The 11,820-nt window shown below is 54.9% G+C and carries 8 protein-coding genes; 3 read left to right on the plus strand and 5 right to left on the minus strand.

Features of this window, described 5'->3' with window-relative positions; all coding sequences use genetic code 11:
- Positions 1 to 25 precede the first annotated feature (25 nt).
- Positions 26 to 1,684 carry a glucan biosynthesis protein D gene (locus K5Y30_RS15210; RefSeq protein ID WP_222184640.1) on the minus strand — a complete coding sequence of 553 codons (1,659 nt, stop codon included), beginning with the start codon at positions 1,682 to 1,684 and terminating at the stop codon, positions 26 to 28.
- Between the two features lie 291 nt (positions 1,685 to 1,975).
- Between K5Y30_RS15210 and elaB the strand changes: the two genes are divergently transcribed.
- Complete coding sequence (gene elaB, locus K5Y30_RS15215; protein ID WP_008105125.1) at positions 1,976 to 2,284, plus strand: stress response protein ElaB; 309 nt, start codon at positions 1,976 to 1,978, stop codon at positions 2,282 to 2,284.
- Positions 2,285 to 2,428: 144 nt separating this feature from the next.
- The gene (locus tag K5Y30_RS15220) at positions 2,429 to 3,625 is read left to right on the plus strand and encodes a nicotinamide mononucleotide deamidase-related protein YfaY (RefSeq protein WP_222211982.1); all 1,197 of its coding nucleotides are present in this window, start codon (positions 2,429 to 2,431) and stop codon (positions 3,623 to 3,625) included.
- Positions 3,626 to 3,662: 37 nt separating this feature from the next.
- Here the strand turns inward: K5Y30_RS15220 and yfaE are convergent, their stop codons facing one another.
- The 4 genes from yfaE to ubiG form a co-directional block, all read right to left on the minus strand.
- Entirely contained in the window at positions 3,663 to 3,923 is a 261-nt protein-coding gene (gene yfaE / locus K5Y30_RS15225; protein ID WP_061717835.1) for a class I ribonucleotide reductase maintenance protein YfaE, read from the minus strand.
- Between the two features lie 2 nt (positions 3,924 to 3,925).
- Positions 3,926 to 5,056 (minus strand): class Ia ribonucleoside-diphosphate reductase subunit beta, encoded by a 1,131-nt coding sequence (gene nrdB, locus K5Y30_RS15230; RefSeq protein WP_222211984.1) that lies wholly within the window; start codon positions 5,054 to 5,056, stop codon positions 3,926 to 3,928.
- 53 nt (positions 5,057 to 5,109) lie between these two features.
- Positions 5,110 to 7,395, minus strand: a complete 2,286-nt coding sequence (gene nrdA / locus K5Y30_RS15235; protein ID WP_137386188.1) for a class 1a ribonucleoside-diphosphate reductase subunit alpha — start codon at positions 7,393 to 7,395, stop codon at positions 5,110 to 5,112.
- A 755-nt stretch (positions 7,396 to 8,150) separates the two neighbouring features.
- Complete coding sequence (gene ubiG, locus K5Y30_RS15240) at positions 8,151 to 8,876, minus strand: bifunctional 2-polyprenyl-6-hydroxyphenol methylase/3-demethylubiquinol 3-O-methyltransferase UbiG (protein WP_222211986.1); 726 nt, start codon at positions 8,874 to 8,876, stop codon at positions 8,151 to 8,153.
- Between the two features lie 176 nt (positions 8,877 to 9,052).
- Here ubiG and gyrA point away from each other — a divergent pair, with 176 nt between their 5' ends.
- Complete coding sequence (gene gyrA / locus K5Y30_RS15245; RefSeq protein WP_110866580.1) at positions 9,053 to 11,692, plus strand: DNA topoisomerase (ATP-hydrolyzing) subunit A; 2,640 nt, start codon at positions 9,053 to 9,055, stop codon at positions 11,690 to 11,692.
- Positions 11,693 to 11,820: the final 128 nt, after the last annotated feature.

Below are 11,820 nucleotides of genomic sequence, written 5' to 3' on the forward strand. Positions count from 1 at the left end.
GAGGATTGCTCCTCGCCGTCAATCATCAGCCTGGCGTCATCTGCCGGTCATCAACGTATTTACGTTGATCTGGCGGCGGCGGGAAGTACTGATAAAGCCAGGTTTCACTCAGCGTTTCATCTTTGGTACGTAGGAACAGGCGCATATCAACCGGTTTGGTCGAGTCGCTGTTTGGATACCAGTCAAACAGAATGCGGTAACCGTTGAGTGGCTCGACGTAGAGAATCTCAACCTGCTTAAATGTGCCTTCTGAAACGGTAATCACCGGCTCAATACCTTTCGGCGCTGCGGCTTTCAGATCGCCACCGACAAAATCAATGGCAAAGCGACGTGACCAGGTATCCGGGAAGTGTTCGCCTGGCGCCCAACCTTCCGGGAAGCCGCCGATACCGGTGCGCGTGGCATCGACACGCGCCAAACCACTGCGCACTGGTGGCAACTGGCTCCAGTAGAGTTTGTACTGGAAGCTGAACTCGCTACCGGCTTTCACCGGTTCTGACGGCTGCCAGAAGCACACCACGTTATCCAGCGTTTCCCCGGTGGTAGGAATCTCCATCACGTTAATGGCGCCTTTGCCCCATTTACCAATCGGTTCTACCCACAGGCTTGGACGTTTGTCGTACCAGCCAATCACATCCTGATAATTTTTAAAGTCATGATCGAGCTGCAACAGGCCAAAACCACGCGGGTTTTCGTCCTGATAAGCGTTGAACTGCAAACGCTGCGGGTTGTTCAGCGGACGCGCAATCCATTCGCCTTCACCGGTCCACATCGCCAGACGATCGGAGTCATGGATTTGCGGATGGTAAGTGTTGCACATGCGGCGCTCGTTGGTGCCACAGCTGAACATGCTGGTCATCGGCGCGATGCCGAGCTGACGAATGTCGTTACGTGCAAACAGGTGGTTTTCCACCTCCATCACTACGCGTTTCTCTTCGCAGTGAATGGTGAACTTGTAGGCACCGGTGACGCTCGCGCCATCCAGCAGGGCATAGACCACGAAAGTGGTGTCATCCGCTTTTGGCGTTTCGAACCAGAACGCGGTGAAGTCCGGGAACTCTTCTTTGCCGTTGCTGAAGGTGTTTACCGCCACGCCGCGCGCGGAAAGGCCGTACTGGAAGGTCTCATCAACCGCGCGGAAGTAGCTGGCGCCGAGGAAAGAGACGATATCGCGGCGCGCCAGTTCAGGTTTCTTAAAAGCACGGAAACCGGCAAAGCCGAGATCGGTTTTACCGACCAGCTGCTTAGTATCGACGTTGGCGTTGTGATAATTGAACAGCTCCGGGCGGAAGTGGATCTCACGCGCTTCACGGCTCTGGGCATCGACCGAGAACATGCGGATGCGGCGCTTGAAGCCCATACCGACGTGGAAGAATTGCACGTCCAGCTGACGATCGGGGATGTTATTCCACAGCGAGTGATTGGCGTCGTACTGAATTTCGTTATAAGCCTGCGGAGTGAGATTGGCCAGGGTGTCGGGCAAGGGGCCGGGGGCGCCGCCCCAGGGCTGTTTTGCCAGCGCGGAGGCTTTCTTTTTCAGTGAGTCGAAATCGAAGCGAACCGCGGTACCGTCGGCGATACCATCATCGGCCCAGGCGGATTGTGCAAACAGCGTGGAGAGACCCGTCATGCCGCTAACAGCGGAGAGGGCCATGGACGCTTTCATAAATTTTCTACGATTCATGCCGGAAATCTAATCCTTAGCTGCTCGGGTGTATTTTGACTCTCGTAAGACGAGAAGCGTCTGACTACAGGGGGTTACGACAGTCGTGAAAATGAAAAATTCAGTCTGCGGAAAATTTATCAGATTAATCAAATAAGCGAAGCAGAATTCGCGCCGCTCCGCCGCTGATGACACAACTTTTCATTGAGAGGGATGAAACTCGGTTAAATCCTGGCAGCTGCCGCCCAGCAAATCTGGAATTTATGACTATAGTTAAACCACAACGAGTTAGGAACATGGAGGAACTACATAGTGTCATCTTCAGACCAATTTGAAACGCACCTTGACGACGACCTGGCGCTGCTGACGGAAACGCTGGAAGAAGTGTTACGCGCGTCAGGCGATCCGGCCGATCAGAAATACATCGAACTGAAACTCAAAGCTGAACAAGCGCTGGAAGACGTGAAATCGCGCGTTAGCCAGGCGTCAGACAGCTATTACTATCGTGCCAAAAATGCGGCCTATCGCGCCGATGATTATGTGCATGAAAAACCGTGGCAGGGGATTGGCATCGGTGCCGCCGCTGGCCTGTTTGTCGGTTTACTGCTGGCTCGACGTTAAGTTCCAACGGGCGCGACACGCTTCGCGCCCGCTTCCTGATTTCCTCGCCGCTTTTCCCGCTAAATCCCTGTTTCGCATCATCCGCGATTGTGTTTAGCCTGCGCGCTTCCTACAGTAAAGCGACAGGGAAAAGGAGAACGCAACGTGATACGTGTAGAAATGCTCTCAACGGGCGATGAAGTGTTACATGGGCAGATTGTCGATACCAACGCCGCGTGGCTGGCCGATGTGCTGTTCCAGCACGGTTTACCGATGACCAGCCGTAGCACCGTCGGTGATGCAATGACCTCGCTGGTGGAGGCGCTGCAGAGCCGCAGTCAGATTGCTGACGTGCTGATCGTGAATGGCGGTTTAGGACCGACCAGTGATGATCTCAGCGCGCAGGCCGCAGCCATTGCCAGCGGCAGCGAATTAGTTATTCAGCAAACCTGGCTGGAAAAAATGGAAGCCTGGTTCGCCAGCCGCGGACGTGTGATGGCACCGAGCAACCGCAAGCAGGCAGAAATCCCCGCCATCGCCGAGATGCTGGATAATCCGGTTGGCACCGCGTGCGGCTTTGCGATACAGCTCAATCGCTGCTGGATCTTCTTCACGCCCGGCGTGCCGTCGGAATTTAAAGTGATGGTTGAGCAGGAGATTATTCCGCGCCTCAAAGCACGCTTTGAACTGCCTGAGCCACCATTGTGTTTGCGCCTCACCACCTTTGGACGTGGGGAAAGTGACATTGCCGCCGAGCTGGAGCCGCTCCCGCTGCCGGAAGGCGTAGTGATGGGCTATCGCTCATCGATGCCGATTATTGAAATCAAACTCACCGGACCCGCCAGCCAGCGCGTGGCGATGGAGCAAGTGTGGCAGCAGGTAAAACTGTTGCTGGCTGAATGCACCATCTTTGAGGGCACCGAAGGTTTACCGGCGCTGCTGGCGCGCGAGTTGCAGCAGCGTGGCTTCCATTTGGCGCTGAGCGAGCAGTTCACCGCCGGCTTACTTAACTGGCAGCTGGCCGCAGCGGACGTGGCGCTCAGCAAAGCAGAGATTCTGCCGCCGCAGGATGAAGATCTGGAAGCGCAGGTTGCGCGCACGCGTGACTGGGCGAAACAGCAGGGCGTGGCGCTGGCGTTGTCGGTGGGAAATTTAGTGGAAGGCGAAGTATCGATTGCGCTGCATACGCCGGAAGCCAGCTGGGGCCAACGCGTAAAGTTCACTCATGGACGTCATAACGTGGAAACGCGGCAGAAAGTGGTGGCAATGATGGCGATGAACATGTTGCGTCGCTGGCTGCACGGCAGTGAAGTCAGCACCGGTCACGGTTGGATTGATGTGCTGGAAACGGTGAAACGCTGATTGGTCACCAGGTCGCCATCAATGGCGGCCTGGTCAATCACAGCTCGATCTCAATCTCCCCTTTGGCGCGACAGCAGCACGGCAAAATCTCGCCTTGCTGCACAAACGCCAACGGAGTTTCGGCATAATCCACTTCGCCTTTCAGCAAACGCATGCGGCAAGAGCCGCAGTAGCCTTCGCGACACTGAAACTCAACGCACAGATTATTGGCTTCCAGCGTCGCCAGCAGATTAGGGTGATCTTCTGCGCACTCCAGCCTGGAGCCGGAGCTACGCAGAATAACAACAGAGCGGCTCATGCTTACAGCTGGAAGCCGTCGAAATCGTCTTCGCCCACTTCAGAATCAATCTGACCGACCAAATACGAGCTCACTTCAACTTCCTGCGGTGCAACCTGCACGTTGTCCGACACCAGCCATGAGTTGATCCATGGAATCGGGTTGGAACGCGTCTGGAACGGCAGATCAAGACCCACCGCCTGCATACGGATGTTGGTAATGTACTCAATGTACTGGCACAGAATGTCTTTGTTCAGGCCAATCATCGAACCGCCGCTGAACAGATATTCTGCCCACTCTTTTTCCTGCTCGGCTGCTTTCTTGAACAGGTCGTAGCACTCCTCGCGGCACTCTGCGGCGATGGCTTTCATCTCTGGATCGTCTTCACCGGTGCGCAGCAGGTTCAGCATGTGCTGGGTGCCGGTCAGATGCAGTGCTTCATCGCGTGCAATCAGCTTGATGATTTTGGCGTTGCCTTCCATCAGCTCGCGCTCGGCGAAAGCAAATGAACAGGCGAAGCTGACGTAGAAGCGGATGGCTTCCAGCGCGTTGACGCTCATCAGGCAGATATAGAGCTGCTTCTTCAGATCGCGCAGGTTAACGTTAACGGTTTTACCGTTGACCTGATGGGTACCTTCACCCAGCAGATGCCAGTAGCTGGTCATCTCGATCAGGTCATCGTAGTACTTCGAGATATCTTCGGCGCGCGCCAGAATCTGCTCGTTGGTGACGATGTCGTCAAACACCACCGCCGGATCGTTAACGATGTTACGGATGATGTGCGTGTAAGAGCGCGAGTGAATGGTCTCGGAGAACGCCCAGGTTTCAATCCAGGTTTCTAGCTCAGGGATGGAAATCAACGGCAGCAGCGCCACGTTCGGGCTACGACCCTGAATCGAGTCCAGCAGCGTTTGATACTTCAGGTTGCTGATGAAGATGTGCTTTTCATGCTCCGGCAGCGCCTGGTAATCGATACGATCGCGCGAGACGTCCACTTCTTCCGGACGCCAGAAGAAGGAGAGCTGCTTCTCAATCAGCTTTTCAAAGATGTCATATTTCTGCTGATCGAAACGGGCAACGTTGACGGACTGGCCAAAGAACATCGGCTCTTTCAGCTGGTCATTTTTGTTCTGCGAGAATGTGGTGTAAGCCATTTTGAGTCCAAATGTGAAGAGGGCCGACCAATGCCGGCCCTGACAAGATGAGATTAGATCTTACAAGCGCCGCTTTCGCAGCCATCATCCTGAATGGAAGGCGCCAGATCGTCCTGTGCATCTTCCGCACCGTCGCGGGTGTTTTGATAATACAGGGTTTTCACGCCGAACTTGTACGCGGTCAGCAGGTCTTTCAGCAGCTGTTTCATCGGCACTTTGCCATTCGCAAAGCGGCTCGGATCGTAGTTGGTGTTCGACGAAATCGCCTGATCGATGAACTTCTGCATCACGCCAACCAGCTGCAGATAACCGTCGTTGGACGGCATTTCCCACAGCAGTTCGTACTGATCTTTCAGACGCTCATACTCTGGCACCACCTGACGCAAAATGCCGTCTTTCGATGCTTTGATGCTGATGTGTCCGCGCGGTGGCTCAATGCCGTTGGTGGCGTTCGAAATCTGCGAAGAGGTTTCTGACGGCATCAGCGCAGAGAGCGTTGAGTTGCGCAGACCGTGCGTGGTGATGGACTCACGCAGGCCTTCCCAATCCAGATGCAGCGGCTCGTTGCACACCGCGTCGAGATCCTTTTTATAGGTATCGATCGGCAGAATGCCCTGCGAGTAAGTGGTCTCTTTGAACCACGGGCACGCACCTTGCTCTTTCGCCAATTCGTTCGAAGCTTTCAGCAAGTAGTACTGAATGGCTTCAAAGGTTTTATGCGTCAGATTGTTGGCGCTGCCATCAGAGTAACGCACGCCGTTTTTCGCCAGATAGTACGCGTAGTTGATCACGCCGATACCCAGCGTACGACGGCCCATGGCGCCGCGTTGTGCTGCCGGAATAGGGTAATCCTGATAATCCAGCAGTGCATCAAGCGCACGCACCGCGAGGGTGGCCAGCTCTTCCAGATCGTCAAGGCTGTTAATCGCGCCCAGGTTAAAGGCAGACAGCGTACACAGGGCGATTTCGCCGCTTTCGTCATTGACGTCGTTCAGCGGTTTGGTCGGCAGTGCGATCTCGAGGCACAGATTCGACTGACGAACTGGCGCGATGCTTGGATCGAACGGGCTGTGCGTGTTGCAGTGATCGACGTTCTGAATGTAGATACGGCCAGTTGACGCACGCTCCTGCATCATCAGTGAGAACAGCTCAACGGCTTTCACGCGCTGTTTGCGGATGCTGTCGTCTTTCTCGTATTTGGTGTACAGACGCTCGAACTCGTCCTGATCGGCGAAGAACGCATCGTACAGGCCAGGCACGTCAGACGGGCTGAACAGCGTGATGTCTTCACCTTTCAGCAGGCGGGTGTACATCAGTTTGTTGATCTGTACGCCGTAATCCATGTGACGCACGCGGTTGCCTTCAACACCGCGGTTGTTTTTCAGCACCAGCAGGCTTTCAACTTCCAGATGCCACATTGGGTAGAACAGCGTCGCTGCGCCGCCACGTACGCCGCCTTGTGAGCAAGACTTCACGGCAGTCTGGAAATGTTTGTAGAACGGAATACAACCGGTGTGGAACGCTTCGCCACCGCGAATCGGGCTACCCAGCGCACGAATGCGGCCGGCGTTGATGCCGATACCGGCGCGCTGCGAAACGTATTTCACAATGGCGCTAGAGGTGGCATTGATAGAGTCGAGGCTGTCGCCGCACTCAATCAGTACGCAAGAGCTGAACTGACGCGTTGGAGTACGCACGCCGGACATGATTGGCGTTGGCAGCGAGATCTTAAAGGTTGAGATCGCATCGTAGAAGCGCTTCACGTAGTCCATACGGGTTTCGCGCGGATAGCCAGAGAACAGGCACGCCGCCACCAGAATGTAGAGGAACTGGGCGCTTTCGTAGATTTCGCCGCTAACGCGGTTCTGCACCAGATATTTCCCTTCCAGCTGCTTAACCGCTGCGTAGGAGAAATTCATGTCGCGCCAATGGTCGATAAACTCGTCCATCTGCTCGAACTCTTCGGTGCTGTAATCTTCCAGCAGATGACGGTCGTATTTGCCCATCTCAACCATTTTTACCACCTGATCGTACAGCTTCGGCGGCTCAAACTGGCCGTAAGCTTTTTTACGCAGGTGGAAGATAGCCAGACGCGCGGCCAGGTATTGGTAATCCGGCGCATCACGAGAGATCAGGTCTGCGGCAGCCTTAATGATGGTCTCATGAATATCAGAAGTTCTGATGCCATCGTAGAACTGAATGTGTGAGCGCAGTTCAACCTGTGAAACTGAAACATTGTTCAGCCCTTCGGCTGCCCAATCCAGTACACGGTGAATTTTGTCGAGATCAATGCGCTCCTGGCGGCCATCGCGTTTAGTAACGAGCAGACTTTGGTTCATGTCGCGTTTTTACCTGTCCATGCATGAATGACGTATTTATCCCCCATCTATGCACAAGGTTTATGCACAAGCTGCTCGTTGTGAGTAAGCCTGTGGATAAACACTATATATAGGGGGTGCGGGAAGTTTGAACAACAATATGGTGAGTATTCTAGTCAGCAATCTCTTCTTAACAAGAGTTGATTTTCACTCAAAAATCGTCCTTACCGGCTGGCTAAAATCCTGGATCCGCATGCCGCAAGGCCTGCACTTAGTGTCAACCGCTCAGCACTTTTTTTTCACTTTATGATCGGACGCGTGTTTCTTGCTCAACCACCGTGCTTCAGGAATTTTCTTAGATGAAAAAAGCCCCGACAAGGCCGCCAGCAGCGAACTTATCTAAAATTGCTTATGAATTTTTTGTGACTTGCTTAGCCTATAAAAAAGGCTGGTACGCGTCTAAAAGGAAATTGATCTGGATAAGAGGTTGCCATTAATGGCGTAATGCTTGCCAGTTAAGAAAGCATGTTGCTTTGAAAAGGTAGCGGGCTCTGACACATCTGCTGCGTCACGGGCCGTCCTCGCGCCGCTGGCGCGGTGCCTTCCGCTTCCACGTTGTGCCAACGGACCGTTCGCGGATCGGCCGTCCTGGCCGGCCCCGAACTGCCTCGCGCATCCATGCGCGAGGCAGTTCGGGGCCCAACGTAAAAGCCTCAGCGCTGCGAATAGCCCTTTTGTCGCAGCAGACGCGCCAGCGCCTCTGGCAAAGGATGACATCACTCCTGACGATGCGTATGAATCATGTAGTTCACATCGACACCGCGACCCAGACGGAACTGGTTGGTCAGCGGATTGTAGTGCAGGCCAATCATATTTCTTTCACGCAGCGGGGTTTCATCCACCCAGTTCAGCAACTCGGCGGGACGGATGAATTTCTTCACGTCGTGCGTCCCGCGCGGCACCATGCTCAGCACATACTCGGCACCAAATACCGCCAGCAGCCAGGCTTTTGGATTGCGGTTGATGGTGGAGAAAAACACTTCGCCGCCGGGCTTCACCAGCTGCGCGCAGGCTAAGACTACCGAGCGCGGATCCGGCACATGCTCCAGCATCTCCATGCAGGTCACCACATCATACTGCCCGGCGTGACTTGCGGCGTGATCTTCCACGGTTTGCTGCACGTAGTTAACGCTAACGCCGCTCTCCAGCGCATGCAGACGCGCCACTTCCAGCGGCTCAGCGCCCATATCCAGGCCGGTAACCTCAGCGCCTTCACGCGCCATGCTCTCCGCCAGAATGCCGCCGCCGCAGCCGACATCGAGCACTTTCTTGCCGAACAGGCCATTACTGTGCTGCGCTATCCAGCCAAGTCGCAGGGGGTTAATACGGTGCAACGGCTTAAATTCACCCTCTAAATCCCACCAGCGGGATGCCACGGCCTCAAACTTGGCGATCTCGGCGTGGTCAACGTTCTGGCGGCTTTCCTGCGGTTGTTCACTCATTGAATCATCACTCCAGACAAAATATTCCCTCAGTATAAACGCTTAACTCACGCGAACGCATCTCTCACGCTCAAGGAAAAGCGGGATTAAGGCCTGGTTAACGTTCACCGAAGGGAAGCAATGTGATATACTTTCGCACCTTTAAATCCGGGATTATGTAGAGGGATAGCGGCTCCATGAGCGACCTTGCGAGAGAAATTACACCGGTCAATATCGAAGAAGAGTTGAAAAACTCCTACCTCGATTACGCCATGTCGGTCATTGTTGGCCGAGCCTTACCCGATGTGCGTGATGGTCTGAAGCCGGTACACCGCCGTGTGCTTTTTGCCATGAGCGAACTGGGCAACGACTGGAATAAACCCTATAAAAAATCCGCCCGTGTGGTCGGTGACGTCATCGGTAAATATCACCCGCACGGCGATTCCGCCGTATACGAAAGTATCGTGCGTATGGCCCAGCCATTCTCCCTGCGCTACATGCTGGTTGACGGTCAGGGTAACTTTGGTTCGGTCGACGGCGACTCCGCCGCAGCGATGCGTTACACCGAAGTCCGCATGGCAAAGATCTCTTCGGAGCTGCTGGCTGACCTGGAAAAGGAAACCGTCGATTTCGTGCCGAACTATGACGGCACCGAGCAGATCCCTGAAGTCCTGCCAACTAAAATTCCTAACCTGCTGGTAAACGGTTCTTCCGGTATCGCCGTTGGTATGGCCACCAACATTCCACCGCACAACCTGACGGAAGTGATTAACGGCTGTCTGGCGTTTATCGAAGATGAAGACATCACCGTTGAAGGTCTGATGGAGCACATCACCGGGCCAGACTTCCCGACGGCGGCCTTCATCAATGGTCGTCGCGGTATCGAAGAAGCCTATCGCACCGGGCGCGGTAAGATTTACATTCGCGCACGTGGCGAAGTGGAAACCGATGCCAAGACCGGCCGTGAAACCATCATCGTTCACGAACTGCCGTATCAGGTGAACAAAGCGCGTCTGATCGAGAAGATCGCTGAGCTGGTGAAAGAGAAGCGCGTGGAAGGCATCAGCGCACTACGTGACGAATCTGACAAAGACGGCATGCGTGTTGTCATTGAGATCAAACGCGATGCGGTGGGTGAAGTGGTTCTCAACAACCTCTACTCGCTGACACAGCTGCAGGTCTCTTTCGGCATCAACATGGTGGCGCTGCATCAGGGCCAGCCGAAGATCATGACGCTGAAAGGCATCATCGAAGCCTTCGTGCGTCACCGTCGTGAAGTGGTTACGCGTCGTACCATTTTCGAACTGCGTAAAGCGCGCGATCGTGCCCACATCCTTGAAGGCCTGGCGATTGCGTTGGCCAACATCGATCCAATCATCGAACTGATTCGTCGTGCACCAACGCCAGCCGAAGCGAAACTGGGCCTGCTGGCGCAGTCGTGGGATCTGGGTAACGTTGCCGCGATGCTGGAACGTGCCGGTAATGACGCTGCACGTCCGGAATGGCTGGAAGCCGAGTTCGGTATTCGCGATGGTCAATATTATCTGACTGAGCAGCAAGCGCAGGCGATTCTGGATCTGCGTCTGCAGAAACTGACCGGCCTCGAGCACGAAAAGCTGCTCGACGAATACAAAGAGCTGCTGGATCAGATTGCTGAGCTGCTGCACATCCTGCAAAGCGCTGAGCGCCTGATGGAAGTAATCCGTGAAGAGCTGGAGCTGATGCGCGATCAGTTCGGCGACGCACGTCGTACTGAAATTACCGCGAACAGTGCAGACATCAACATCGAAGACCTGATCAATCAGGAAGACGTTGTGGTGACGCTGTCGCATCAGGGTTATGTCAAATACCAACCGCTGACCGACTATGAAGCCCAGCGCCGCGGTGGTAAAGGCAAATCCGCCGCACGTATTAAAGAAGAAGACTTTATCGATCGTCTGCTGGTGGCCAACACCCACGACACCATTCTGTGCTTCTCCAGCCGTGGCCGTCTCTACTGGATGAAGGTCTATCAGCTGCCGGAAGCCAGCCGTGGTGCGCGCGGTCGTCCAATCGTCAACCTGTTGCCGCTGGAAGCCAACGAACGTATCACCGCCATTCTGCCGGTGCGTGAATACACCGAGGGCTTCAACATCTTCATGGCTACCGCGAGCGGTACCGTGAAGAAAACCGCGCTGCAGGAGTTCAGCCGTCCGCGTAGCGCGGGCATCATCGCCATCAACCTGCGTGAGGATGACGAGCTGATTGGTGTGGCGCTGACCAACGGTAGCGACGAAGCGATGCTGTTCTCTGCCGCCGGTAAAGTGGTGCGCTTCGCTGAAACGGCAGTACGTGCGATGGGCCGTTCGGCTTCAGGCGTTCGCGGTATCAAGCTGGCTGAAAGCGACAAAGTGGTGTCGCTGATTGTGCCACGCGAAGAGGGCGCGATCCTCACCGTGACGCAGAACGGTTACGGTAAACGTACCGCCAACAGCGAGTATCCAACCAAGTCGCGTGCGACGCAGGGCGTGATCTCGATTAAAGTCACCGAACGTAACGGACCGGTTATCGGCGCGGTACAGGTGGTGGATGGCGATCAGATCATGATGATCACCGATGCCGGTACGCTGGTGCGTACTCGCGTGTCGGAAGTCAGCGTGGTAGGCCGTAACACTCAGGGCGTGATTCTGATTCGTACTGCGGAAGATGAAAACGTGGTGGGTCTGCAACGCGTCGCGGAGCCGGTGGAAGAGGAAGAACTCGACGCCATCGACGGTAGCGTAGCGGAAGGCGAGGAGGATATCGCGCCGGAAGTGGACAGCGACGACGAAGCACCAGAAGCTGACGACGAAGAGTAATTCGTAACGGCTTTAATAAGCGGCAGGTCAGGAAACTGGCCTGCCGTTTTTTTATCTGAGTTTTCCCCTAAAGGCGCGGGCTAGCTGGCTTTTTAGGGCCGATAAAGCTAGTGTATGGAAGCTTTTCA

Source organism: Pantoea sp. DY-5, from assembly GCF_019795955.1.
In the GTDB taxonomy this organism is placed as follows: domain Bacteria; phylum Pseudomonadota; class Gammaproteobacteria; order Enterobacterales; family Enterobacteriaceae; genus Pantoea; species Pantoea leporis.

Excerpts from the sequence above, each read along its gene's own strand:
- K5Y30_RS15210 (WP_222184640.1), bottom strand. The coding sequence starts at position 1,684 with ATGAATCGTAGAAAATTTATGAAAGCGTCCATGGCCCTCTCCGCTGTT.
- yfaE (WP_061717835.1), bottom strand. The coding sequence starts at position 3,923 with ATGAGCCGCTCTGTTGTTATTCTGCGTAGCTCCGGCTCCAGGCTGGAG.
- nrdB (WP_222211984.1), bottom strand. The coding sequence starts at position 5,056 with ATGGCTTACACCACATTCTCGCAGAACAAAAATGACCAGCTGAAAGAG.
- nrdA (WP_137386188.1), bottom strand. The coding sequence starts at position 7,395 with ATGAACCAAAGTCTGCTCGTTACTAAACGCGATGGCCGCCAGGAGCGC.
- ubiG (WP_222211986.1), bottom strand. The coding sequence starts at position 8,876 with ATGAGTGAACAACCGCAGGAAAGCCGCCAGAACGTTGACCACGCCGAG.
- gyrA (WP_110866580.1), top strand. The coding sequence starts at position 9,053 with ATGAGCGACCTTGCGAGAGAAATTACACCGGTCAATATCGAAGAAGAG.